This is a genomic window from Asaia sp. VD9 (assembly GCF_037150015.1).
Classification (GTDB): domain Bacteria; phylum Pseudomonadota; class Alphaproteobacteria; order Acetobacterales; family Acetobacteraceae; genus Asaia.
Genome location: NZ_JBBCQM010000003.1, coordinates 305,596 through 330,247, shown reverse-complemented (window position 1 = coordinate 330,247; position 24,652 = coordinate 305,596). Strand labels below are relative to the sequence as shown.

The 24,652-nt window shown below is 60.2% G+C and carries 18 protein-coding genes; 8 read left to right on the top strand and 10 right to left on the bottom strand.

The features are described 5' to 3' along the window. Positions 1–36: 36 nt before the first annotated feature. From WFJ47_RS06125 to iolC, 5 genes are read right to left on the bottom strand one after another with little or no spacing between them, the layout of a single operon-like run. Positions 37–1,050 carry a Gfo/Idh/MocA family protein gene (locus tag WFJ47_RS06125; RefSeq protein ID WP_127103306.1) on the bottom strand — a complete coding sequence of 338 codons (1,014 nt, stop codon included), beginning with the start codon at positions 1,048–1,050 and terminating at the stop codon, positions 37–39. Positions 1,051–1,074: 24 nt separating this feature from the next. After that, entirely contained in the window at positions 1,075–1,875 is an 801-nt protein-coding gene (gene iolB / locus WFJ47_RS06120) for a 5-deoxy-glucuronate isomerase (protein WP_127103305.1), read from the bottom strand. Continuing rightward, a complete protein-coding gene (iolE, locus tag WFJ47_RS06115) occupies positions 1,872–2,771 on the bottom strand; it encodes a myo-inosose-2 dehydratase (protein WP_127103304.1) in 900 nt (299 codons plus the stop codon). Before iolE ends, iolB begins: the two co-directional genes overlap by 4 nt. 37 nt (positions 2,772–2,808) lie before the next feature. Continuing rightward, positions 2,809–4,665, bottom strand: a complete 1,857-nt coding sequence (iolD, locus tag WFJ47_RS06110) for a 3D-(3,5/4)-trihydroxycyclohexane-1,2-dione acylhydrolase (decyclizing) (RefSeq protein ID WP_336761598.1) — start codon at positions 4,663–4,665, stop codon at positions 2,809–2,811. 23 nt (positions 4,666–4,688) lie between these two features. Beyond that, a complete protein-coding gene (iolC, locus tag WFJ47_RS06105; RefSeq protein WP_336761596.1) occupies positions 4,689–6,614 on the bottom strand; it encodes a 5-dehydro-2-deoxygluconokinase in 1,926 nt (641 codons plus the stop codon). 210 nt (positions 6,615–6,824) lie between these two features. On the opposite strand from iolC, the gene WFJ47_RS06100 reads away from it, so the two are divergent. After that, positions 6,825–7,664: a MurR/RpiR family transcriptional regulator gene (locus tag WFJ47_RS06100; protein WP_336761595.1), complete on the top strand. Its 840-nt coding sequence runs from the start codon at positions 6,825–6,827 to the stop codon at positions 7,662–7,664. Positions 7,665–7,715: 51 nt separating this feature from the next. Here WFJ47_RS06100 and WFJ47_RS06095 read toward each other — a convergent pair whose 3' ends face one another. The 4 genes from WFJ47_RS06095 to WFJ47_RS06080 all read right to left on the bottom strand — a co-directional run bounded on the left by WFJ47_RS06095 (position 7,716) and on the right by WFJ47_RS06080 (position 12,329). Beyond that, positions 7,716–9,485 carry a methyl-accepting chemotaxis protein gene (locus WFJ47_RS06095; protein WP_127103300.1) on the bottom strand — a complete coding sequence of 590 codons (1,770 nt, stop codon included), beginning with the start codon at positions 9,483–9,485 and terminating at the stop codon, positions 7,716–7,718. A 146-nt stretch (positions 9,486–9,631) separates the two neighbouring features. Beyond that, complete coding sequence (locus WFJ47_RS06090) at positions 9,632–10,360, bottom strand: glycosyltransferase family 25 protein (protein WP_127103299.1); 729 nt, start codon at positions 10,358–10,360, stop codon at positions 9,632–9,634. Positions 10,361–10,450: 90 nt separating this feature from the next. Beyond that, positions 10,451–11,401, bottom strand: coding sequence for a glyoxylate/hydroxypyruvate reductase A (locus WFJ47_RS06085; protein WP_336761593.1), 951 nt, complete (start codon positions 11,399–11,401; stop codon positions 10,451–10,453). Positions 11,402–11,462: 61 nt separating this feature from the next. Then, on the bottom strand, positions 11,463–12,329 hold the full coding sequence (locus WFJ47_RS06080) for an arginine deiminase family protein (protein ID WP_336761591.1): 867 nt from the start codon (positions 12,327–12,329) through the stop codon (positions 11,463–11,465). Positions 12,330–12,602: 273 nt separating this feature from the next. Here WFJ47_RS06080 and WFJ47_RS06075 point away from each other — a divergent pair, with 273 nt between their 5' ends. The 7 genes from WFJ47_RS06075 (at position 12,603) to WFJ47_RS06045 (ending at position 21,040) form a co-directional block, all read left to right on the top strand. Beyond that, positions 12,603–13,544, top strand: coding sequence for a LysR family transcriptional regulator (locus WFJ47_RS06075; RefSeq protein WP_127103326.1), 942 nt, complete (start codon positions 12,603–12,605; stop codon positions 13,542–13,544). Continuing rightward, the gene (locus tag WFJ47_RS06070) at positions 13,544–15,124 is read left to right on the top strand and encodes an ABC transporter substrate-binding protein/permease (RefSeq protein WP_336761588.1); all 1,581 of its coding nucleotides are present in this window, start codon (positions 13,544–13,546) and stop codon (positions 15,122–15,124) included. Before WFJ47_RS06075 ends, WFJ47_RS06070 begins: the two co-directional genes overlap by 1 nt. Then, positions 15,114–15,875 carry an amino acid ABC transporter ATP-binding protein gene (locus tag WFJ47_RS06065; protein WP_336761587.1) on the top strand — a complete coding sequence of 254 codons (762 nt, stop codon included), beginning with the start codon at positions 15,114–15,116 and terminating at the stop codon, positions 15,873–15,875. The genes WFJ47_RS06070 and WFJ47_RS06065 overlap by 11 nt, the downstream gene beginning before the upstream one ends. 176 nt (positions 15,876–16,051) lie before the next feature. Beyond that, positions 16,052–18,385 (top strand): TonB-dependent receptor domain-containing protein, encoded by a 2,334-nt coding sequence (locus tag WFJ47_RS06060; protein WP_336761585.1) that lies wholly within the window; start codon positions 16,052–16,054, stop codon positions 18,383–18,385. A 12-nt stretch (positions 18,386–18,397) separates the two neighbouring features. Next, on the top strand, positions 18,398–19,273 hold the full coding sequence (locus WFJ47_RS06055; RefSeq protein ID WP_336761583.1) for a TIM barrel protein: 876 nt from the start codon (positions 18,398–18,400) through the stop codon (positions 19,271–19,273). Position 19,274: 1 nt separating this feature from the next. Next, positions 19,275–20,309 (top strand): 2-oxoglutarate and iron-dependent oxygenase domain-containing protein, encoded by a 1,035-nt coding sequence (locus WFJ47_RS06050; RefSeq protein ID WP_336761581.1) that lies wholly within the window; start codon positions 19,275–19,277, stop codon positions 20,307–20,309. Beyond that, entirely contained in the window at positions 20,306–21,040 is a 735-nt protein-coding gene (locus WFJ47_RS06045; protein WP_127103293.1) for a class II aldolase/adducin family protein, read from the top strand. The genes WFJ47_RS06050 and WFJ47_RS06045 overlap by 4 nt, the downstream gene beginning before the upstream one ends. A 216-nt stretch (positions 21,041–21,256) precedes the next feature. Here WFJ47_RS06045 and WFJ47_RS06040 read toward each other — a convergent pair whose 3' ends face one another. Continuing rightward, positions 21,257–24,352, bottom strand: coding sequence for a TonB-dependent receptor domain-containing protein (locus tag WFJ47_RS06040; RefSeq protein WP_336761578.1), 3,096 nt, complete (start codon positions 24,350–24,352; stop codon positions 21,257–21,259). Positions 24,353–24,652: the final 300 nt, after the last annotated feature.

Genomic DNA, 24,652 nt, shown 5'->3' with positions numbered 1-24,652 from the left:
TCGTTTTCGGGTCTGACTCTCCTTTTTCCGGAAAGGTCAGACCGTGTAGAGGGCCGGACGGGCCGACATTTCAATCGGCTCGATCCGACCGCTTTCCTGCGCCTTCACGCAGGCATCGGCGGCCACCGAAGCGCAATAACCGTCCCAGGATGTTGCGCCGTTGAGCTTGCCTGCCTTCACGCCATTGATGAAATCCTGCAGTTCGACGTCATAGGCTGCGATGAAACGCTCCTTCCAGTCCGTCATGATTTCAGTAGAAAGCGCGGCAGATTTGCGCAATTCAACGGCGGGCGGCATGGGCAGGCTTGCCTCGCCCAGTTCACCGACCACCGCGCATTTGATGTCATAGCCGTACTGACAGTTCACGAATATTTCGACATCGATACGTATGCCTTTTTTCGTCTCGAGCAGCACGATCTGCGGATCGCGCATATGCTCCATGGCCATACCGCTGCGCCGTGGGAAAATGACCTGCGCGCTGACATAGTCATCGCCCAGCATCCAGCGGAATACATCGAGCTCGTGCACCAGCGTATCGGTGATACCCATATCGGTCTTGTAATTGGCCCCCACGCGCTGGTTGCGATGGGCGGCATGAATCATCAGCACTTCGCCGATCTCACCCCTGTCGATCAGGGCCTTGAGGGCACGATACCCTGCATCATAGGGGCGCATGAACCCGACCTGAACGAGACGCTTGCCGTGGGCGGCCTCGGCCTCGACGATCTTCAGACAATCTGCGGCTGTTGTCGCCAGCGGCTTTTCACAAAAAACATATTTGCCGTGTCTGATCGCCTCGAGCACATAGCGTGCATGCGTACCCCCCCAGGAGGTGACGATCACCGCCTCAACCTCGGGGAGAGCGATCAGAGCCTCCCCATCTTCGGGTACCTTGGCACCGGGTGCGTATTGATCGGCCACTTGCCGGGCGCGATCCAGATTCACATCGGTCACGGCCACGATCTGCGCGCCCGAGAGGGCCTGCATACAGCGGCGAATATGGTCTTCACCAATGGCACCCGTGCCGATAACACCAATCTTGAGGGTCATGTCAGCGCACTCCGCTTTTCCGGATCAGTAGGGAAGATGGGCCTGGTCGGGATCCATGGAGAATTTCCATGCCCGGCGCGGACCCGCCATGACGTTGAGATAATAAAGATCGAACCCGTGTGGCGCGCCGACCGGATGATAGCCCTTGGGCACCAGAACCACGTCGCGATCGGCCACGGCCATGGCCTCGTCGAGCGACCCATCCTTGGTGTAGACGCGTTGAAGCGCGAACCCGCTGCCGCGTTTCAGGCGATGGTAATAAGTCTCTTCCAGATAAGTCTCGTTCGGAAAATCATCTGTATCGTGCTTGTGCGGCGGATAGCTGGACCAGTGGCCGCCGGGGGTAATCACTTCGACCACCAGAAGCGTTTCGGCCTCTGCCGTATCAGGCAGGATATTGCGCACAAAGCGCTGGTTCGTACCCGTGCCGCGCGTCAGCTCCCCTACGTCCTCGGGACGGATCACGCGGGCGGGGTATTTTCCTTTGGCAGGTGAAGCGCAAACGGCAAGTTCCACCGCGGTCTCGGCCTCGACACGCCACTCTGCACCGGAGGGCAGATAGACCGACCAAGGCGCGCCGCTGAAGGGGTCCATGCGCTCGCCCAGAACGCCGAAATCCTCTCCGGCGCCGATGATGCGTGCCTTGCCACTGACAAGCACAAGGCAGACCTCATTCGGCCCGGTACGATCAGATACGTGTTCTCCTGCCTCGAGTGCGCGCACATTGAAACCGATATAGCCCCAACCGGCGCTCTCCGGCGTGACGGAGACGGTGCGTTTTGAGTCATCGCGCTGATGCGAATGAACCAGAAGCTTTGAACTCATGACGCAGCCCCTTTGATATGGCCGGTCGCAATCAGCGTATCCATCAGATAATTGCGACCCATACGGGCATAGACGAGCGGATTGGCGAGTTCGGGGTCCTGCTCGGCTTCCAGCACGATCCAGCCTGCGTAATCCGGCAATTCGCGCATTACCCGGGCATAATCGATGCAGCCATCGCCAGGCACGGTGAAAACGCCCGACAGCACGCTGCGCAGGAAGCTCCAGTCGTACACATCGGCCTGGGCGCGCTTGAACGGACGGATATCCTTGCCATGAACATGCCCGATACGCTCACGATAGGAGCGTGCCAGTTCGGCAGGGTCCGAGCCGCCCCAGAGGGCATGGCCGGTATCGAGCAGCAGCTTCACCGAGGGACCTGTCAGATCCATGAAACGCGCAATGTCCTCACGCGACTGCACGACCGTGCCCATGTGATGGTGGTAAACGAGGTCGATGCCATGATCGGCCAGGAAACTGGCCACCACCGTCATGCGCCTTGCGAATTCGGCCCATTCCCCGGGCTGAAGGTAGGGACGTGCCGAGAGGGGCGTGTCGATCTGGCCATGAATGGCATTGGAGGTTTCGGCGGCGATGCAGACCTTGCAGCCCATGCCCTTGAGCAATTCGAGGCGCGGCTTGAGCGCGGCGATTTCGTCATCTGCGCTGCGGGTGAGCAGTTCGGTGGACCACCAGCCAGAGATGAATTCCATACCGAACGGTTCGAGCGCGGCCTTCATCCCGGACACGGTCTGGGGGAATTTATGCCCCAGTTCCATGCCCTGGATGCCGGCCTTCCGGGCCTGGTCGAGACACATTTCGAGCGTGGTGGTCGCCCCCACCGACTGCATGTCGTCATTCGACCAGATGATGGGGTTGGCGCCGATCTTGATGGTCATTTCTGCCTCCTGAAACAGGGGAATTCGCCAGATTGTTCTAGTTGCCGATGCGCTGCGTGCCACGCTGGCGCTCATAGCCCTCGCGTGCCTTCGTGACCTGCGCGCGCTCCGATATTTCCGGCACGGCCACATCCCACCAAGCGCCCCCATCGGTGGTCGTGGGGGCCGGGTCGGTGTCGATCACGATCACCGTGGTACGATCGGAAGAGCGCGCACGCTCCACCGCAGCCGTCAGCGAAGGCAGATCAGGGACTTTTTCGGCATGCGCGCCCAGGCCATGGGCCAGTTGGACGAAATCGATCTTGAAGGGACGAACCTGACGGCAATCTTCCCAGAGATTATTAAACGGCGCGCCACCGCATTCCTGCTGCAGGCGGTTGATGCAGCCATAGCCGTGGTTATCGAGGAGCACGACGATCAGCTTCTGGTCGAGCAATACCGAAGTGGCGATCTCGGTATTGAGCATGAGCCAGGACCCGTCGCCCAGCATCACGATCACCTCGCGATCGGGGCAGGCCATCTTCACGCCCAACGCGCCTGCGAGCTCATACCCCATGCAGGAAAAGCCGTATTCCATATGGTAGCCGCCGGGCTGCTCAGCCTGCCAGTGCTTCTGGAGTTCGGCAGGCAGACCGCCCGCCGCACAGACCACCGTATCGGTGGGACGCCCTGTGCGCTGCACGGCCCCGATAACCTGTGCATCGGTCGGCAAACCCGTCTGGCTGGCATCAGGCAATGCCTGATAACGGGCTGAAATCTCCATCCACTGGCGATAGGCGCGTTCGGCCTTGCCGGTCCAGCTGCTCTCTGCTTTCCAGCCTGTCAGACCGGCTTCGAGCGCTGAAAGGGACTTGCCTGCGTCGCCCACCACGGCGAGGGCCTGATGCTTGGTTGCATCGAAAGGCTGCACGTTAAGCGAGACAATTTTCATGTCAGGATTGGAGAACAGCCCCCAGGACCCGGTCGTGAAATCGGCCAGGCGCGTGCCCACCGCAATCACGAGATCCGCGTCCGCAGCCATCTCATTGGCCGCCGCGCTGCCACTGACGCCTATCCCGCCCATATTCAGGCTGTTGGAGGTCGGCAGGGAAGAGCGCCCCGCCTGCGTCTCGCCAACAGGGATACCCTTGGCCGCGCAGAAAGCCGCAAGCTGCTTTTCGATCCCGGCATAGAGCACCCCGCCTCCGGCAATGACCAGCGGCTTGCGCGACTGGCTGATGAGGGCAATCGCCTCTTCCAGCTCACGTTCATCGGCACCGGGGCGACGAACACGGTGGATACGCTCGGCGAAGAAGCTCTCGGGATAATCAAAGGCCTCGGCCTGCACGTCCTGGCACAGCGACAACGTAACCGGACCGCATTCGGCCGGGTCGGTCAGAACTGCCATAGCGCGCTGGAAGGCTGGAATGATCTGTTCCGGACGGGTGATGCGGTCGAAATAACGAGAGACCGAGCGGAACGCATCGCTTGCACTCACGGTGCCGTCACCAAAATCCTCGACCTGTTGCAGCACCGGGTCAGGGATACGATTGGCGAACACATCACCCGGCAGAAGCAGAACCGGCAGGCGGTTGACATGCGCGACGGCAGCGCCCGTCACCATGTTCAGCGCGCCCGGGCCGATCGAACTCGTGCAGGCCATCGCCTGGCGGCGGCGCGATGCCTTGGCAAAGGCCGTCGCCGCATGAACCATGCCCTGCTCATTATGCCCGCGCAGGGTTGGCAGAGCATCGCGTGCACCGTGCAGGGCCTCGCCGATCCCGGCCACATTGCCATGGCCAAAAATGGCCCAGACCCCCGCAAAGTAGGGCTCGATACGCCCATTGATCTCGGTCTTCTGCGCGATCATGGCCCGTATGAGAGCCTGGCTCATGGTCAGACGAATGGTTTTCATATCCGTGTACTCTTTCCCTGACGTCACGCGCTGGCCCCGGAAAGCACCGCCTGATCGCGGGACTCCCAGGCATTCACGAAAGCTTGGAACCGACGGGCCATCTCGGCCACGGCCTGTTCATCACTGGTCTTGCCGGCCAGCCAGTCCCGTGCGGGCTGAGCGAAGATCGTGCGGCCAATGGCGAAGCCCTTGACCCAGGGCGTGGCTGCCGAGGCCTTGAAGGCGTCCATCAGTTCCTCGGCCGGGGCATCGAGCCCCAGGATCACGACCCCACGGCAATGCGGATCACGCGCCTCGATGACGGCGCCGATCTTTTCCCAGGCCTTGGGGTCGCGCTGGCCCTCAAGCTTCCACCAATCGGGACGCAGCCCAACATCGTAGAGACGCGAGAGAATGGACGAGACGGTCTCCGAGGTCAGGGTGCCGTTCTTGCCCGCGATGATCTCGATCAGGATTTCCTTGCCGAGCTTGCGGCAGGCATCCTGCGCGCGGATCAGTTCACGTTCCTGACGCTGCTTGAGTTCTTCGGAGTCATCGGGATGGTAGAAGCACAGGCATTTGATGACCTGCTCGCTGGGCCATTCCACCAGATGCGCCCCAAGCGAGCCGCCACATTCGAAATCGAGCGGGCGCGACCCCGTTTTCTCGATTGGGCGGGCGGTCCAGAGCCCGGCATGAGACGCTTCGAACAAAGCGTCCTGACCGTAGCGCCCGTCCATGAACACCCCAAAGCCGGGCCGACCCTGCGCCACGGATTTTGCGGCCGCAACTGCCAGCGTCTTGAATTTCGGGATACGGTCGAAAGAAGCGCCGGCGGCTGTCGCGATTTCCTCGAGCTGGAGACGATGATCGCAAGCGAGCGCCATAATGGGCGTGGTCTGCGCGCGACGCGTCGTGACCCAGTGAAGATGGTTGATGGCCTCGTCACGGCGCAGGGCACGATGGGTGCTGCCCTTTTCCAGGAAATAGCTCAGTTCTTCCCAGGTCGGGATTTCCGACGAGCAGAGAAGACGCGACACTGCAAACGCCCCGCAGGCATTGGCGAAGCGGCAGCATTCGACAATCTTCTCGCCGCGCACCCAGCCACGCAGGAAGCCGGACATGAAAGCATCCCCTGCGCCCAGCGTGTTATAAACCTCGACCGGAAAACCGGGGCCAGAAATACCGTCTTCCAGGGATTGCGGAATAGGCCCTTCGAACACGACGCAGCCCATAGGGCCGCGTTTGCACACGATGGTCCCATCGGACACGGCCCGTATGGCGCGAATGGCCTCAAGCGTATCCTCGCTACCGCCTGCAATATGCAGCTCTTCTTCCGTACCCACGATCAGGTCGCAGTGAGGCAGGATCGTCATGAGATGACGGGTGACGTTCTCGGATTTCACATAGCGTGATTCCCCGTCCCCGATACCGGCAAGCCCCCAGAGATTGGGTCGATAATCCACATCGAACACGACCTTGCCGCCATGTTCGTGCACGAGATCCATCGCCTTGCGCTGTGCCCTGGCCGAGGCAGGGCGCGAAAAATGCGTGCCGGTTACGACGACCGCTTTGGTGCGCGCAATCAGCGCCGGATCGATATCATCCTCATCGAGGGCCGCATCGGCGCAATCGGTGCGATAGAACAGGAGCGGGAAATTCTCCCGGTCACGTACGCCCAGAATGGCCAGCGCCGTAAAGCGATCGGGATCGACGCGCACGCCATCGGTACAAACCCCTTCACGCTGCAACTGCTCGGTGATGAAGCGGCCGAAATGCTCGTGACCCACCCGGGTGATGATCCCGGATTTCAGACCGAGGCGTGAGGTGCCGATGGCAATATTGGCGGGGCATCCGCCCACGGCCTTGCTGAAACTCGCCATGTCTTCCAGACGGCCGCCAATCTGCTGTCCGTACAGATCGACCGAAGAACGCCCTATTGCGATGATATCGAGATCCTGTCCGCGCATCCCCGACTCCTGCAGCATGTTACGTTGCCCATGATAAGAACATACATTCTGTTCTTGGTCACGCCATAGAACGTACATTCCCTAATATTCTTTAATTTCCCACGGGGATGTGATTAAGCTCCGGGTGACCCGCCCTTGCGGTTCGGGGCCCTTCGCGGAGGCGCCTCGCTTTGATATGGAATATTCATTCCCTTTCTGGATTGCGCCACCTTGACCGAGTTCCCTGAAGACGCTTCGCCTCCCCAATCCGATTTCGATGCGTTCCATCAGCGTCTGCGCGGCTGCTACGCCGATTTGCCCAAGCGTCTGGTCCAGCTTGCCGATTTCGTGACGGCTTCGCCCGATGAGGTGGCGCTTGGCACCGTGAGCTCTTTGGCCGGACAGGCCGGGGTGCAGCCTTCGACGGTGGTGCGTTTCGCCCGCACGCTTGGGTTTGCGGGTTTTTCGGACATGCAGGCGGTGTTTAGGGACAGGCTGCGTGTACGCAATGTCGCCTATCGCGACCGGGTCAACGCGCTGCATCGTGTCGATGGGGAGCCACTCGAAGCATCGGTCATTTTCAACGGCTTCTACGAGGCGGCCCTCGACTCCCTGCGAGCCCTGCAGGCGCATCTTCTACCCGATAGGCTGGAAGCAGCGGTCACGACACTGGCCCAGGCGCAATGCCTCTATCTGCTGGGGCTACGCCGCTCCATGCCGGTCATACGGTATCTGTCCTACCTTCTGGCAAAGCTCGATATACATCATCAGATCATCGGCCTGGAAACCGGAATGGAGGAGGAGAGCTTCGGCCATGCCGGGGCGCAGGATGCCGCACTCGTGCTCAGCTATACCGCCTATGCCCCCAGGACGATCGAACTGTTTCAGGCGCTTGAAGCGCGCCACGTGCCAGTTATCAGCATGACGGACAACGCAGCGAGCCCTGTCATCCCGCAATCGGGGCTGTGGCTCGAAGTGCATGAGGCGGATTTTCAGGGCTTCCGATCCAATGCCGCCTCGATGGTGCTCGTCTCGACCCTGGCCGCCGCCATTGCAGAAAGACGGGGCTAGAGCCCCCCCCTATTTCCCGATACGCCCCATATCTGCGGCGCATGAAAGCGCTCAGGCAGCCAGTTCAAATTCCCGAACAAGACTTGTCAAGCCGCCCGCCATGGAAGCGAGGTTTCGACTTGCAGCCGCGCTTTGCTCTGCAATGGCTGCATTATGCTGCGTGACCTGTTCCATACTGCGCATGGCAATATCCAGTTCACCAATGCTGGTCGCCTGGTCACGGGCAGCATCGGCAATATTCGCCACCAGCGTGCTCGTCTTGCTGAACTGTGCAAGTAGCCTCTGAAGCGCATCGCCGGTTTCCCGCACGGAGGAAACACCGGCCTGGACCTGACCGGTCGAACTCGCAATCAGGAGTGATATCTCTTTCACTGCCTCGGCTGATCGATGCGCAAGATTGCGCACCTCATCTGCAACAACGGCAAAGCCACGACCGGTCTCGCCGGCCCGCGCAGCTTCGACACCCGCATTGAGTGCCAGAATATTGGTCTGGAAGGCGATATCGCTGATGATCGTCACGATATGAGCGATGGATTTGGACGATCCGTCTATTCTGCCCATGGCCTCCATGGCGCGCGAGACCACAGATTCGGCGTGCTCGGCATCCGCCTTCGATGCCGCGATCACCTGATGAGCGTTCCGGGTTTCCTCAGTGGTTTCATGGACGCGCTGCGTAATCTTGACGAGGGCGGCCGCCGTCTCCTCGAGCGAGGCCGCCTGCTGCTCGGTGCGACGCGAAAGATTGTCGGAGGCTGTCGCCAATTCTTCGGTCGAATTGCCAATACTGACTGCCGAGCCGGAAACCGTGGCAAGAACCTGGGACAATTGCTGGACAGAGCGGTTAAAATCGGCGCGCAAGGGTTCGAGTTGCTCAGAAAAACGATGGTCGATCTGAACAGAAAGATCCCCGGTCGCCATGCGCGCCAACCCTGCTGCCAGACTATCTGTCGCCTCTCTCAACTGCCTCGCGGATTTCTCAGCTTCTGCTTGACGCTCCTGTCGTTCGGCCTCCTGAGCACGCCTCGCTCTCTCGGCCTCCGCCTCGAGTTCAGCCTTCTGGATAACGGCACGCCTGAAAACCTCCAGGGCTTTGGCCATCGTTCCGATCTCATCCCCACGTTCAGCACCCGGCACCGAAATCGACTGATCCCCGGTCGCGAGCGCCTTCATGACACCGGTCATTCTGACAACAGGCGATGCCAGCGCACGCATAAGACCAACCCCCATGAGGATTGCAATGAGGGTTGTGAGCGCCCCGCCCAATAACAGTGTTAGCACTCCGGTTTTATAGGCGTGAGCTGCCGCGGCACTCCGCTGTGCCACCGTGTTGCGCTCTGCCTTGATCAGATCCCCTACATAGCGGCGTATCGCGGTAAGTCTCGCGGTGTTGGCAACATTCACACGCACCTGAGGAATTTGAGCGGAGTCGGACATTGCGCGAACCGTCGCTGTCAACTGGCTCGTGAAACTGTCGATCGAGGCGGCAAGCGGGCGGTAATCCCGCTCGATCAGGTCGGGCGGCAGGTCTCTGGCAAGCCGCGCCATCAGCGGACCGATCTCAGCCTGATACCCGCTGATACGCCCGATAAACTGACCATTGGCGCTCGCGACGTACCCGCGCATGGCATTCTGACTTTCAACGAGTATGTCGAGAAGATCATTCAGCCCTGTGATTGTTTGCTGAGCCTGATCATTTTCCCGATCCGCCTTCTGTATTGCGGAGAGAGAGCGGAACGCCATGAAGGAGAAAACGACCACTACCGCGACAATGACGGAGAATGAGAGTGTCAGCTTTCCGAGTATCTTGATATTTTTCATCATCGCATCACCAGTCCGAGCGCAGAATGCCTCTCTGGAACTGACTAGGAATCAGAGTATTTCCTAATAGTTAAGAAACTTGGCCTCAACGATATTTCATGCGCCCCGCTGAGGGGAGCATTCAGATTCCGAAGCTAAACTGTGGCTTCTTACAGACGTTTCTTCGTTGTTGAAGTCCCGCTCTCATTCGGCGAAATGGCGAGTGGCGGAAAAGCACCATAAGCGTCGATCTGGCTGAAATAATAGGATGTTACGACGTCTATGCCGACATTGCGCACCATACGGTCCAGACCGAGTTGCTGATATTCCTGTGCGCGTAATGGCAGGCAGCATTCCAGAAGACGGCGCGCGCCTTTGGGTGAAATGGCGTAGGCGCAAAGCCCGAACCCCTGCAGCAGCCGGAAGAAACTCGCGTGGCGGTCCTGTAGAGGGAAGAAAGCAGCGTTTTTCTGCATGCGCTTTTCATCAAGCGTCACGACGCTTCGGGTGACGCCAGGAAGCGCATCCAGCGTGATGGGCGCGTTGAAATTATAGCCCAGCAGCGCGATGTCCCAGTCCGGGGGCAAGGTCGCGATCAGCCTGGTGCTCTCTGTCTCGAAATTCTGGCAGAGCAAGGCGTCATCTTCGAAAATCATCAAGGGCTCGCCCTGCTGTACCGCCCGGCTCCACAGGCCAAGATGAGACAGGGCCGCCCCGATGGCGCCCGGCGTATAGACCAGCCCCGGATCGGCCATGCCGCGTTCAACGAGACTCGCCAGCGGAACGCTTGCGCCCTCCGTACCCTCCACGCGCTCGATCGACGCAATATGCGCATTGCTGGCCAGGAATGCGCTCAGACGCGCCGTATCGCAGGCCCTGTTGATGACCAGTTTACGCATGATCTCCCCCCCCTCCTGTTCGGCGAGATGGCTTATCACATCCGGGCTTTTCCCCCTGCAAAACAGGCCGTGAGGGCGAGGCGCAGGGTTTCAGTAACCGCGCCGATGGTCGAAAAGAAGCGCAGGCATCTCGCCGCGTTCAAGCTGGGCGATACTCTGGGCCAAATAGCGCACCTGCGCCTCGCGCGACGCTTCGGAGGCGACATGGGGCGTGAGCGTGATGGCAGGATGATCCCAAAGAGGCGAGACCGGTGAGAGCGGCTCCTGCGAAACGACATCGAGCACGGCCCCGGCAAGATGTCCCGCCTCCAGCAGAGCCAGCAGATCGGCCTCGACCAGATGATCGCCGCGCCCGACATTGATGAGCCCCGCTCCTCGCTTGAGCAGCGACAGGCTCCCGTGGTTCAGGATCTGGCGGGTCTGGGACGTGCTTGGCAGCAGATTGACCAGCAGATCGGTGCCAGCCAGGGCAGAAGCAAACCCCTCCTCGCCGCCGAGGAGCCGAACCTCGCCATCGCGGGTCTCACCCGTGGCACGACGCCAGGCCGTAACCCGGAACCCTGCCCGCGCCAGTCTCTGCGCCACGACCGAGCCGATCTGCCCATAGCCCAGCACCGTCACATGCGTGCTGGCAGAGGTGCGCGAGATCAGGTTGCGCGCCCAGACATGACGCTCCTGCTGCAATGCCCAGGTGCGTGCATCGCGCAGAAGGGTCATGCAGGCCCAGAGCACGTAATCGGCCATGAGCGTTCCGGTATCGCCGCCCCCCATACGCACCAGAGGCACATGGTGGGGAAAATCCGGACTGCTCACCAGATGGTTCACGCCAGCGCCCGTACAGAGGATGCCCCGCATGTGATGCATGGCCCGCAGATCATGATCATCGGCTTCCCAGACCAGCGCATACTGCGCCTCCTCTCGCGGGGTCTGGGCATCGAACCAGGAGAGGATGTCGATTTCCGGAGCATGCTGCGCAAAGGAATCGCGCCACCCCGCATAAGCCTCGGGTCCATCCGCACTGATTATCAGCCTTGGGGCCATGATCTGTCTCTCCTGTTCCCGGAATCGCACCGGGTTTCCGGCCCGAAGACCTTGCGGCGGATCAGGCCAGACTGGCACGTCTGAGCGGCATCGTCATGCAATGAATGCTGCCGCCACCCTGGGAAAACTGGTCGAGTTCGGGCTCATAAACCGTCAGCCCATGATCGCGCAGCAGCGCGTTGACCCGGCGCGAATGACGGGGGCTGACCACGCGGCCGTCACCCAGAGCCAGCACGTTGCAGGCCATGTCCCGCATGGCTTCCTTGTAGCTTACCGGCAGGATCCGGATGCCCTGCGCCTCGAACCAGGCCAGGTCCTCATCCTCAAGCACATCGGTCACGCCAATCGCCAGCCCTTCGGACACCATGGTGAAGATGACATCGAGATGCAGGAAATGCTCGGGGAAATGGATCATGCGGCAGGTCCATCCCGCCGCCTCGAACGGCTTCAGGAATTCCTGCGCGCCTGTTACATCGGTGCGTCCCCCGCTCACACCGACCACGACCAGACCCGGGCGGATGATATGGATATCCCCGCCTTCGACATAGCCTTTTGTGCAGCGACCAATGATTTCATCCTCGCCGTAAAATTCCTCGATCCCCTCGCTTTCGGGCTGGCGCTCGGGGCGCATCAGGCGCGTGACCACCGTGCCCCAGGGCGTGGTCTGGGAGGAATCGCGGGTATAGACCTGATAGATCTGCCCTTCCTTCGGCGTCAGGAAGTGGCAATGAACCCCCGCCTCCTGCAGCACGGCCACAAGGCCATCGAATTGCGCGCGCAGCCTTGCCGGGTCGGGGCGCGCGCCACTGGCGAGGCTGCGTATGGCGATATCGTTACTTGGGTTCCAGCTGTAGAAATCGGGTGGGCACAGCAGCACATCCGTCAGCGTTCCGGTTTCACTATCGACAAACCAGCGATTGGCGGTCATGCGCGGCTCCCCTTGATCTATCAGGCAGGAATGAAAGGCCTCGAACGGGCAGGAGGAACGCTAGGGGGCTGCACGCCATTGCTCAATCATAATGAGATGGAGTTTGGTTTGGCGTTTCATAAATTAAAAGACGCGACGAACCCCGCCATACTGCTCGAGGAAACCGTCATCCCACAGGATGGGCAATCGAAAAGGGCAGGTTGATCACGATGACAGGGGGGATATCATATCATGCTGTCTGAATCAGGATTCCTGCCCTTGTCCCGTGCGCGTATGCCCAACCAGCCCCGACGCCTGCCCCGTGCCAGCGGGTTTCAGGGCCGTATCGCGGAAGTCGATCTGCGGCTGCTTAGGGTCTTTGCCTGCGTGGCGCAGCATGGCGGGTTTGCCGCGGCCGAGCTGGCACTGGGCAAGAGCAAATCCTCCATCAGCATCGATATCGCCGCGCTGGAAAACCGCCTGAGCATGGTCCTTTGCCATCGGGGGAGAGCGGGCTTTGCCCTTACCAGAGAAGGCGAAGGCGTGCTGGATGCCACCGCGCGCCTGTTCAACGATCTCGATCTGTTCCAGCAGCGGATCAATGACGTGAGCGGCACCTTGTCGGGCCGCTTCTGCCTGTATCTGCCCGATAACATCCAGTTCCATGGGGAGACGGCGCTTCTGCGCGCCATACAGATCTTCACCAGCCGTTATCCGGCGGTCGAACTGGATGTGCGCTCCGCCTCGACACGCGATGTCGAGTTCGCCGTTCGCAACGGCACGGCAACCGCAGGGATCACGCTCTACCCCCATCAGCAGCCGGAAATGGAAGCGACCGCCCTGTTCAGCGAGCGGTCCAATCTCTATTGCGGCTCGCGCCACCCTCTTTTCGACATGCCCGAAGAAGCCATCGATGTCGACGCGCTCGCTCAGGCGCGCATGATCAGCGTGAGCGATGCCGCCTCTTCCCCGCGCTGGGACGAATTGCGCCCCGCCATGAATTTTGCTGCGAAAGCAGAGAACATCGATTCCCGTGCGCTGCTGATCCTGTCAGGCATGTATGTCGGGTTCCTGCCGGAGCTGTTCGTGACCCAGATGGTCCAGCAGGACCGGTTGCGTCATATCCGTTTCAATGACCTGCATCTGGTCAATCACTTCTATTTCCTGATACGCCCCACGCCGGAAAACGGTCTCATGGCCGAAACATTCCGCTCCATTCTCGAAGAGACATGCTGATGCGGCTTCTGACCTGCCTGTTCCTCTGCCTCGCAGCCCTTCTTTCAGGTGCGTCTGTCAGGGCACAGGAGCGCCCCTCCTTCATCGAAAACAACACGCTGAGCGTGTGCACCAACCCGACCCTGCCGCCCATGACCTTTGTCAACGGCGCGGATCTCTCGGCGATTGACGGGTTCGATATCGCATTGGCCCGGGAACTCGGCGCGCTATGGCATGTGCCGGTCACCTTCAAGACCATGGATTTCACGGGGTTGTTCCCCAGTCTGGCCGCCGGGCGGTGCAGTCTGGTCATCAGCGGGGTGCTGAAGCAGGCGGCACGCGAACGTCTTTTTGATGCCGTTGCCTATCTCGACACCTCGCCCGTGATCGTGGCCCCAAGCCAGATTGCGCCAGTCACGAGCTTCGAGGCTCTGGCCGGCCAGAGCCTCGCCGTCGAATCCGGGACCAGCTACGCGGCCCGTATCGAGGAGATCAACCAGGCCCTGATCTCGCGCGGCAAGCCCCCCATCGCCCTGCAGCAATATCCGAGCGAGGATCAGGTGGTGCAGCAGGTTCTGGTGGGGCGCTCGCAGAATTTCCTCAGTCAGGATGTCGAGCTTTTCTATCGTCAGGCCCAACTTGGCGGGAAACTGCACGTGATCTTCAGCCCCAGCCTGCCGGGCTATTCCGAGTTCGCGCTCTATCTGCGCCGCTCCGGTCAGGACAAGGCGCTTCTGGCCGCTGCCATCGACACGCTGAAGAGACAGGGCAAAATCACGGCCCTCGAGAAGAAATGGAATGTGGGCAGCGCCGCGCGCGCCGCCCTCGGCGTGACGAGCGAAAGGCCGCGCTTTAACACCACCACCTTTTTTTCGGCGCTGTTTTCCATGGCCTTTCTCAAAGGCGCCGTGATGACACTGGTCATTGCGTTGGCCTCCCATGCCGCCGCCATCGTGATTTCCATTCCCATCGCGCTCAAGCTCAACGCACCGCGCTCCCTCTGGCATCCTTTTCTGCGCGCCTATGTCGCCGTATTCCGGGGCGCGCCGACCCTGCTGCAATTGCTGTTCATCTGGAATGCATTGCCGCAGTTCTTTCCCATATTTCGTGAAGGCTGGTTCTCGCCGTTCCTGGCCACTTGGATCTGCCTTTCGATCAATGAATCGGCCTATCAGGTCGAGATCAACCGTGCCGCATTGAGCGCCATCGATCCGGGTCAGCTGGCGGGCGGGCAGGCTCTGGGCATGAGTCCGTCGCAAATCTACCGCCACGTGATATTCCCGCAGGCATTGCGCGTGGCCCTGCCGCCCACCATCAACGAGTTCATCTCCCTGCTCAAGACCACCTCGCTCGCCTCGGTCATCTCCCTGCAGGAACTGCTTTTCATCACGCAGGTCCAGGTGGCGCGCAGCTTCGAATTCACCGAGTATTACGCTGCGGCACTGGCCTATTATCTGGCCATGGTCTTTGCCTTCCTGCATCTGCAAAAACGCATCGAGACCCGCTTCATCTGGGCCAGTCGCGCCGGTTCCGGCAGGAAAGCCGGGCCGCGTATCGAGAGCCTATCGAACGGAACGGAGGCGTCGCGCCATGCTGCATAATCTGCCCCCCGATCCGGAATGCGCGCTCAGCCTGCGCAAGCTCAGCAAATTCTACGGCGAGTATCTCGCCCTGGACAGGATCAGCCTCGATATTGCCCATGGGGAGAAGATCGTCGTGCTCGGCCCTTCGGGCTCGGGAAAATCGACCTTCATCCGAACGCTCAACCGGATTGAGCCGCATGATAGCGGTGTGCTGATGATCGATGGCGAGGTGATTGACGACAAGACCAGCCTGCCTTTGCTGCGCGGGGCGGTGGGCATGGTGTTCCAGAACTACAATCTGTTCCCGCATCTGACCGTGCTGGAAAACTGCATTCTGGCCCCGCGTCTGGTGCGCAAGGCCCATCGCGATGCGACCGAAAGCCTCGCGCGTGCCTATCTGGATCAGGTCGGTATCGGCGAACAGGCCGATAAATACCCGATCCAGCTTTCAGGCGGACAGCAGCAGCGCGTCGCGATTGCGCGCGCCTTGTGCATGGCCCCCGATATCATCCTCTTCGACGAGCCCACCGCTGCTCTGGACCCCGAGGCCATCAAGGGCGTGATCGGGATCATCGACAGTCTGGCCGAGCGCCGGATCACCACCATCTGTGTCACCCATGAAATGGGCTTTGCCCGTCACATCGCTGATCGCATCGTCTTTATGGACAAGGGCGTCGTGCTCGAAGCCTCACCCCCCGAGGAATTCTTTACCGCGCCGCAGAGCGCGCGTGCGCGCCAGTTTCTGGACCAGATGATCCATCACAGCTGAGCGGGACGAGAGGCACGGGGCGTGCCTTGCCGGCCGGGGGCTTGCCTTGCGTCAAATTACAAATACTCAGCCGAAAGGGTAACGATATGACAAAGTGAGGTTTGGTTTTTTTCAATCGACCATGATGTCGTTTCGCCTCTTCAATGACAGGGAAGCCACTGACGGGAGTCCTTTTCATGATGACGCGCCTGCCCAAAGGATTTCGCCGCCTGACCAGCACAGCGCTTTCGCTCTCCGCCGGGATCGTGCTGGTTGGCTCCGGGCTGAACGCGCCCTGTATAGGCGGTGTGGCCCATGCGGCCACCACGCCGAGTATCGCGGCCCAGAACAATGCCGCTCATCGCGCTGCATCGTCCCGAACCGCTCATGCGCCGCAGGGGGGCGCCCGTCCCCGGCACCATGCAGCGCCCCATTCCGACCCCGAGGCCATTCAGGTCACGGGATCGCGGGCGCAGCGCTTCCTGACCACGGCTGCAACGGTCAATGTGCTGAGTGGCCGCGAGTTGCAGGAACTGCACATCACAAGCCCCAAGGATATTGCAGCCTATACGCCGGGCCTTACCGCAGTCAATGCAACCTCGGGCAGCACGCCTGTCTTCTCGATCCGCGGGATCGGGCTCGACGATTATACCGGCAATAACATGGGCGGTATCGGCATCTATCAGGACGGCGTCTTTGCCCCTTATCCTGTATTCTATACGGGGCAGATGTTCGACACCCAGTCCGTCGCCGTCGAGAAGGGGCCGCAGGGATTCGATTACGGGCGCAGTTCCACGGGCGGGAATATCGCAGTCGAGACGGTCAAGCCTGATGGCAAATTCGGCGGCTATGTGGATTGGGGCTATAGCAGCTATGGTACCAACACGGCGAGCGCAGCGGTCAATGTGCCGATTACCGACCGTATCCAGAACCGCACCGCCTTTTCCTATATCAATGGCGATGGCTGGCAGCGCGATATCCACATGAACAAGCGCTATGGCTCGCAGGATCAGCTGGGCTTGCGCAATCTCACGCGCTTTCTGATCGATGACCGTTCCAGCCTGCTGCTGAATATCCACTACACGCGCGACAAGGGTATTTCGATGTCGCCGCAGGATACGGATGGCGATGCGGTCAACGGCTTTCCGACCGGAACGGTGGGTGTGGGGCCGAACGCCGCCTATAACGCGGTCAATGTGGGCACGAACCGTGTGGGCCGCAACGAGAATGGCGGCGGTGTCTCGATCAATTACACGCATGATTTCAACTGGGGGCAGTTCGTCTCGACCACTGCGTTCGACGCCTTCCGTCGCAGCGATTATGATAATTACGATGGTGAATCAATCAATGTCGGTGATTATCACTGGAATGACACGTCCCTCGCCCAGTCCCATGACATGCATCTCAGGATGGATCTGGCAAAGCGCTTCCACCTGACGGTGGGCGTCTACGAATCCTGGGACAAGATCAACGGGGCCTATACGAGTTACCGCTCCTTTCTGCTCGGCGTGCCCAATGGCAATCTGACGGATCGTTTCGTGCAGCAGAATGTCTCGACGGGGCTCTATATCAACACGGTCACCAATGTGCTGCGTAATCTCGATTTCATCGCCTCGGGCCGTTTCTCCTGGGATGATCGTGGCTTCAATGGCGGCACGATTGACGATGCTGGTGCGCTGACGAGCAAGGGTGCCTATCTGTCACGCCTCGACACCACCCACGCCTATGCCCGCCTGACCGGGCGCGTGGGGCTGCGTTACACCATCATGCCCGGCACACAGGTCTATGCCACCATTTCCAACGGCTACAAGGCGGGCGCCTATTTTGCGGCCCCCGTTTCCGCCCCTCAGGCACTCGATTACGTGCGTCCTGAAAACATGATCGCTTATGAAATTGGCGCCAAGACCAGCCTGCTGCACAACCATGTGCAGATCGAGGGCGCGCTGTTCGATTACGAATATCACAACCGCCAGACGCTGTTCGTGGCCGAAATGCCCATGAACATCACCTCGCTCAGCCTCGGGCCCATCCCCCGAGCCCGTACCCGTGGCGGTGAATTGTCGAGCACGCTGCATGATCTGATCCCCAATCTCGATCTGCGCGGCTCCTTTGCCTATCTCGATGCGCAGGCGACCAATGCGGTGAATGATATTGGCGGTCTGCCGCTGCTCTCCTCCGTTACCGCTCATTCGGTGCTGCCTTTTGCCCCGCGCTTCTCCTGGAATGCAGTGGCACGTTATGGCATCGACCTGCCCCGCGCTTATCGTATGACGCTCCAGACCAGCTATACCTGGAAGGACAATATGCTTGTGGCTCTGGGCGACCCCAATGGCGTGACCGACAAGATCAGCTCTTTCGGGATGCGGATGGAAGTGGGGCCGAAAACCGGCAAATGGACAGCTGCCGTCTATGTCGACAACATGCTCAACAAGCACGGCAACACCTATTCCTTCACCGGGTCGGATAATTCACGCGTGCAGTTCCTTCAGACGCCGCGCTGGATCGGCTGCGATCTGCGCTATAATTTCTGATCCGACACGAGCATGACGGGAGACGACACGCCGATGCGCCTCGACAGCTTCCTGACACTCTGGGGCGATCTCCGCCCCTGGGATACCGTCATCGCCGACGCCCATCGTCGAGGCTATGACGGTATCGAGGCGCGTATCCCGGACCCGGAAAACCTCTCAGCCCGTCGCATGGCGCTGCGCAACGCAGAATGCCCCTATATCGCCATTGCCCTGACTGGCGGCGGGGTCATCCCCCGCCAGAGCGCGACGTTGGACGATCATCTGGCCGATCTGGATGAGGCTCTTGGGCGCGCCGCGCTCCTCTCCCCCCGCTTCGTGAACGTGCTGGGCGGCAATGATCGCTGGAATGCTGCGCTTCAGGCCGAATTCATCGGTCGTGCCTTGCACCTGGGGCAAAAGCACGGGCTGACGCTCAGCTTCGAGACCCATCGTGCCCGGCTCTGCGCCACGCCCTGGATGACGCTCGATGTTCTCGCGCAGATACCCGAGGCGCTGTTTACCGCCGATATCAGCCATTGGGTGGTGGGCTGCGAAAGACTGCTCGATGACCCCTGCGATGATTTCAGCGCTTTCATCACGCGCGTGCATCACGTTCAGGCGCGCGTGGGCTATGATCAGGGACCGCAGGTTTCGCATCCCGCGGCACCTGAAAATCGCGCCGCACTCGATTTTCACCGCGATTTCTGGCGCCGGATCTGGGTGTCACAGCGCGCTCGCGGCTACGCTGTAACGACGCTGACACCGGAATGTGGCCCCGATGGCTACACCCATACCTTGCCCTTCACCGATCTGCCCCTTGCCGACCGCCACGCCATGAATGACTGGCTCAGGCAGGATCAGGTCAGATCCTTCGCGGGGTGCTTCCCCGCTTCAGCAGGAGAGTCCTGACATGACAGAAGAGACGTTCACGTCCATTCCGGTGATCGATATTGCCGGGCTGTATTCGGCAGACAAGACCGATCGTCAGAAAGTGGCGGCGGCGCTGCACGAAGCGGCCAGCAAGATCGGGTTCTTCTATATTGCCGGTCATCGCGTTGCACCCGAACTGATCGCCGATCTGCGCCAGGCCGCGAAGGATTTCTTCTCCCAGCCTCTGGAGGAGAAAATGAAGCGCTATATCGGGAGTTCCGCCTCTCATAAGGGCTTCGTTCCGGAAGGGGAGGAAATCTACAACAAATCCCGACCCGACCATAAGGAAGCCTTCGATATCGGCTTCGAGGTTCCTGCCGATCACCCTCTGGTCCAGTCCGGAACGCCGCTTCTCGGTCCGAATGACTGGCCCGAAATCCCGCTGTTCCGCGAACGGGCAAGCGCCTATTACAAGGCCGTTTTCGAGCTGGGGCGTGTGTTGTTTCGTGGTTTCGCCCTCGCGCTGGGGCTTGATGAACATAGTTTCGACGATGTGGCGCAGTTCCCTCCCTCAAAACTGCGCATGATCCATTATCCCTTCGATGGCGAGGCCCATGACGCTCCGGGCATTGGTGCGCATACGGATTATGAGTGCTTTACCATTCTGCTGGCCGACCAGCCGGGTCTGGAGGTGCTGAATGGCAAGGGTGAGTGGATCGACGCGCCGCCCATTCCGGGGAGTTTCGTGGTCAATATCGGCGATATGCTCGAAATGATGACGGCGGGCGCCTTTGTCGCCACCGCCCATAGGGTCCGGAGCGTGAAGGAGGAACGCTATTCCTTCCCGCTTTTCTATGCCTGCGATTATCATCACGAAATCCGCCCCCTCCCCTCTTTCGAGAAGGGCGACACGGCCTATGAGGCGGTGAAGATCGGCGATCACATGTGGGCGCAGGCCATGCAGACCTATTCCTATCTCATCGCCAAACGCGAGCGCGGCGAAATCAGCTTGCCCGAGGGAACGCGACGCACGAACACGTTCGGGCATTTCAGCAAGACGGGAGTGACCGCATGACCACGCGGACCGAGAAGGAACTGCGCGAGGAACTGGCTGCCGCCTATCGGCTCTACGCGCAGTTCGGCCTGACCGACATGGTCTACACCCATCTCTCCGTGCGTCTGCCCGGAGAGGGGCATCGTTTTCTGGTCAATCCTTATGGTCTGCTTTTCGAGGAGATCACGGCAAGCTCGCTCGTGGTGGTAGATTCAGAAGGGCACCCCCAGCAGGAGACGAGCTGGCCGGTCAATCCCGCTGGCTTCGTGATTCATTCCGCCGTACATCGCGCCCATCCCGAGGCGGACTGCGTGATGCATAGCCATACTCTGGCGGGCATGGCCATTGCCGCGCAGGAAGAGGGCATCCTGCCCCTGAACCAGATCAATATGGAGTTCTACGGGCGCATCGGGTTTCACCCCTATGAGGGCATTGCGGCAGACGACAATCTGAGTGAGCGCGAGCGTCTGGTGCGCGATCTGGGCGACCATATGGGGCTGATCCTGCAGAATCACGGCCTGCTGACCATTGGCAGCACCGTGGCTCAGGCCTTCTATCGCATGTATTATCTGGAACAGGCCTGCCGTGTGCAACTGGCCGCGCAATCGACCGGCGCAAGGCTGCACTGCCCGAGCGAGGCCGAGGTACTGCGTGCACGCAAGCAATTCGAGTCCGACCCTGATCAGGGTCAGATGATCTGGAAAGCCCTGCGCCGCAAGCTGGACCGCGAACAGCCTGACTACAGGGACTGAGCCGGCGAACGCGCCCTTTGCCGGGCATGGGGAAACCTTTCCGAGGTTGGTCGCCCTCACGAGGCGCCCGTCCGAAAGCACATACCATGGGACGCCTCCCATCGCTCATGTCCTGACCGTCTGGAAGGCGCTCAAAGCCTGAGAGTGGCCCATAACGCAAAAAACCCTCCGGACCACGAGGCCCGGAGGGTTTTTCCTGTCAGACGTTTGGAAAGATCAGAGAACGACCTTCACGCCGAACTGGAAGGAGCGCAGAACGACACCGTTCTGGGTCCAGGAAGAGTTGTACAGGTAACCGCCATAGGTGCCGAAATCGTAAGGCGATTTGAAGCCAAGCAGGTTGTAGACGTTGGCATAGGCGCTCCAACGGCGGTTGAACTGATAGTTCACCGTCAGGTCGACATCCCAGAAGCCCTTGACCTTGCACTGGCCCAGCGGAACGAAGCTGCTCGACTGGAGCGCGTCCGCGCAATTGCCTGCCGTACCGGATCCGGTCTGGTCTTCAGCCGTCGTGCGATAGCCGCTGGTGTAGTAAACCGTCGGCGTCACAGCCAGCTTGCGCCATGCCAGCGTATTGGACCAGTTGGCGCGCCAACGGGGCGTTCCCGAGGCCGAAACCGCACCATACGGCCCGAGCGTTCCAGCAAAGCGATAGACCGAGCCATCCGGATTGGTCAGGTTCATGCGACGAACGAAGGTCGCCGTACCCTTGCTGTACCAATGGACTTCACGAAACACGCCGGGAAGCTGCGTATTGGCTTCGAAAGACAGGTCAAAACCGTCAGTCACAAGCTTATTCGTATTGACGTAGCCCAGATTGATGATGCCGGGGCGCAGCTGGCCGGTGGGATTCTGCGGGTCGGCAATATCCGGCGTAACCGTCACACCCGTCGGCAGGGTTTCACCTGCGAGATAGGCGTTCGCCACGTTGGTGGTGCCAACGGGGTTGGGCGCAATATAGTGGTTTTTGCGGATATAGTAATAATCCGCCATCAGGGTCAGCCAACGGGTCGGGCGGAAGATCGGACCACCCGAGAAATTGGTCGAGGTTTCCGGGCGCAGGTTCGGGTTACCAGCCGTATTCGAACCGATGTAGTAGTTCTGGGCGTAGTTATTGGGCGTACCGTTGGCGTTCAGATGCTGGCTGATGAAGTTGGCATTGTTGGGCGTGTAGGTGGTGTAGCCCACATTCGACCCGCCTGTTTCAGCAAAGCTGGGAACGCGGAAGCCCTTCTGGAACGTGCCACGAAGGGTCAGCTTTTCGGTCGGCTTGAACTGCACACCGAATTTCGGCGAGAAATGGCTGAAGCCTTCTGAATAATGATCGTAACGGCCCGAGGCATCGGCGCTCAGCATTTTAACGATCGGCGCCTCAGCCTGGAAAAAACCTGACTCGACCCAACGACTGCCCTGAGCGTTCACCGGGTTGATATAGCTGGTGTACTGGTTGGCCGGATTGGCCGTATCGAGCGGGTTGGCGTTCGGATCGTTCAGGGCTTCGTAACGGATGTTGCCGCCGATGGCGAGCTTGGCCATACCACCCGGCAGGTGGAACAGACCCTTGCTGAGCGTGGCTTCGCCTGAATATTCCTGTGTGCGCGCATTGATGACATTACGCGGCGCGATGGAGTTCAGCACCGACTGCGAATTCTGCGACGGATCGACGAAATTGTAGCTGCCGCTGGTAATGGCGTTCTGGATGCCGGAGATGGTCGGCACACCCGTGATCGTCTGGTTCAGCAGCGTGTTCATGCCAACGAAGTTGACGTCGTAATTCCAGTCCGAACCCCAGCGCGACGGATGCCAGCCATTATAGCGCACCGAACCACGGAAGTTCTGGCTCGTATCCATGGTGGTCGGGATCAGATCGCCAAAGCGATAATTGACCTGAGCCTGCTCACCCAATGCAGCATAAGGGTTGTTGGGGTTCAGCGAGCCATCAGCCAGATAAACGGGCAGATAGGTATTCTGCGCCGTCGCCAGCTTCGCCTGGCTGTAGGACGTGCCGCCATAGGTCGAGTAGGGCGTACCCGTGATGATGGAACGCGCCTGCGACCAGGTGAACATAGCTGTCAGCTGTGAACGCTCGGTGACATTGGCCGTGAAGTGCGCCGTGGCACTGACGCGACGCAGATCAGGCGCGACCTGGGCGTATTTCTGTGTATTCCACGAGCAGGCCTGGCTCATGCCAGTGCTTCCGCCAACAGTTCCTGTGACCAGACCATCGAGGCCACGGCAGCCCGCCTGCTGGTTCAGAAGCGACCAGGGCGCCGTATTGGTGCCGGTTCCTGTTACCGGACGCACGAGCGCTACGGTCGACGGCGCAAAATTGGTGATCGCGCCACCCGAGACGATGTTATCGTTCCCGTTGCTGCCACCGATCCCTGTCAGGTCACCATTATTATATGGCGCATTGAGCTGACGGTAATAGAGCGGGTCGTCCTGTTGATATTCCGAGTTGATGTAGAAGTTGTAGCCGTCACGATGCAGGTCACCATGACCCCATGTCGCGTACAGGCGCTGATGCCCGGCATCGCCGCGCTGCGTCAGGCCACCTTCGGCATTGCCTTCGAAACCCTTGATTTCCTTGCGGGTGATCATGTTGACCACACCAGCAACGGCGTCGGCACCATAGGTTGCCGATCCGCCATCCTGCAGCACGTCCACGCCCTGCATGATCGATTGCGGCATCCAGTTGGTGTCAACGAAGTTGCGCTCGCCGTCATCGGCCAGCGGATAATAGGACAGACGCTGACCATCCATGAGGACCAGGGTCGAATCCGTGCTGAGACCGCGGAGCGACGGGGCCGAGGCACCAGCGGCAAAGCCACCGCCCGCCGACCAGGCATTGGTCAGATTGCCTGCACCGTTGGAGGACAGAAGCTGCAGCGCATCGGTCACGGTCTTGATGCCGCGCTGCTGCATGTCCTTCATGGTGATGTGGGTGATCGGCGAGGCGCTGCTCGTGTTCGGATCGCGGAACAGCGAGCCCGTCACCATGATGGTTTCCGGGCGCGAGGCTGCAGGAGCATCCGCAACGGGAGCCGAAACAGCCTTGGCGCGCATCGAGCGGCTCTGGGCAGGGACCTTCACCTTGCTGCGGGCAGGCGCCTTGGCTGCATTGGCGGGGATTGTTGATGTTTCAGGCGCTGATACAGTCTGTGCCTGTGCGTCGCTGACGAAATGCAACAGGGCGATACAGGCCGTAGCACTCATCAATCCCGTGGCAAGGGATCGCTTGCGGCGGGTTGACGGGGCGACGATCGGGTCATGGCGACCGGCTTCGTGCGTCTCTCTGGGGAGCGGCGTCATAGGGCGTTCCGTCAAAATGGGTTAATCTGCGATAGAGCGCATCGCAACGTTCCCAAGACGTAACGGCCCTTCGTTAACCCCCGCAAGATTGGTTACACATTTATTACATAGTTTGACGGATGCTGTGCAATAATGTCACAGTGCTGCACGGTCAGTTACACGACAGAAAAGCAGGTAATTCAGTGTGTTGCTATACTCTGTGTCACGGAGGCCCTTTTGGTCCCGGTCAGGAGCCGCCTCAAAATCCCGCGAATCTCCTATTCGATAATCGTTAACGCCCTGCGCGAAGGCCATTAACGG

Bases quoted from the DNA above. Each gene is read 5' to 3' on its own strand.
- WFJ47_RS06050 (WP_336761581.1), top strand. From the start codon at position 19,275: ATGACAGAAGAGACGTTCACGTCCATTCCGGTGATCGATATTGCCGGG.
- WFJ47_RS06065 (WP_336761587.1), top strand. From the start codon at position 15,114: ATGCTGCATAATCTGCCCCCCGATCCGGAATGCGCGCTCAGCCTGCGC.
- WFJ47_RS06055 (WP_336761583.1), top strand. From the start codon at position 18,398: ATGACGGGAGACGACACGCCGATGCGCCTCGACAGCTTCCTGACACTC.
- WFJ47_RS06080 (WP_336761591.1), bottom strand. From the start codon at position 12,329: ATGACCGCCAATCGCTGGTTTGTCGATAGTGAAACCGGAACGCTGACG.
- WFJ47_RS06095 (WP_127103300.1), bottom strand. From the start codon at position 9,485: ATGATGAAAAATATCAAGATACTCGGAAAGCTGACACTCTCATTCTCC.
- WFJ47_RS06060 (WP_336761585.1), top strand. From the start codon at position 16,052: ATGATGACGCGCCTGCCCAAAGGATTTCGCCGCCTGACCAGCACAGCG.
- iolB (WP_127103305.1), bottom strand. From the start codon at position 1,875: ATGAGTTCAAAGCTTCTGGTTCATTCGCATCAGCGCGATGACTCAAAA.
- WFJ47_RS06090 (WP_127103299.1), bottom strand. From the start codon at position 10,360: ATGCGTAAACTGGTCATCAACAGGGCCTGCGATACGGCGCGTCTGAGC.
- WFJ47_RS06125 (WP_127103306.1), bottom strand. From the start codon at position 1,050: ATGACCCTCAAGATTGGTGTTATCGGCACGGGTGCCATTGGTGAAGAC.
- WFJ47_RS06045 (WP_127103293.1), top strand. From the start codon at position 20,306: ATGACCACGCGGACCGAGAAGGAACTGCGCGAGGAACTGGCTGCCGCC.
- iolC (WP_336761596.1), bottom strand. From the start codon at position 6,614: ATGCGCGGACAGGATCTCGATATCATCGCAATAGGGCGTTCTTCGGTC.
- iolD (WP_336761598.1), bottom strand. From the start codon at position 4,665: ATGAAAACCATTCGTCTGACCATGAGCCAGGCTCTCATACGGGCCATG.
- WFJ47_RS06040 (WP_336761578.1), bottom strand. From the start codon at position 24,352: ATGACGCCGCTCCCCAGAGAGACGCACGAAGCCGGTCGCCATGACCCG.
- WFJ47_RS06075 (WP_127103326.1), top strand. From the start codon at position 12,603: ATGCCCAACCAGCCCCGACGCCTGCCCCGTGCCAGCGGGTTTCAGGGC.
- WFJ47_RS06085 (WP_336761593.1), bottom strand. From the start codon at position 11,401: ATGGCCCCAAGGCTGATAATCAGTGCGGATGGACCCGAGGCTTATGCG.
- WFJ47_RS06070 (WP_336761588.1), top strand. From the start codon at position 13,544: ATGCGGCTTCTGACCTGCCTGTTCCTCTGCCTCGCAGCCCTTCTTTCA.
- iolE (WP_127103304.1), bottom strand. From the start codon at position 2,771: ATGACCATCAAGATCGGCGCCAACCCCATCATCTGGTCGAATGACGAC.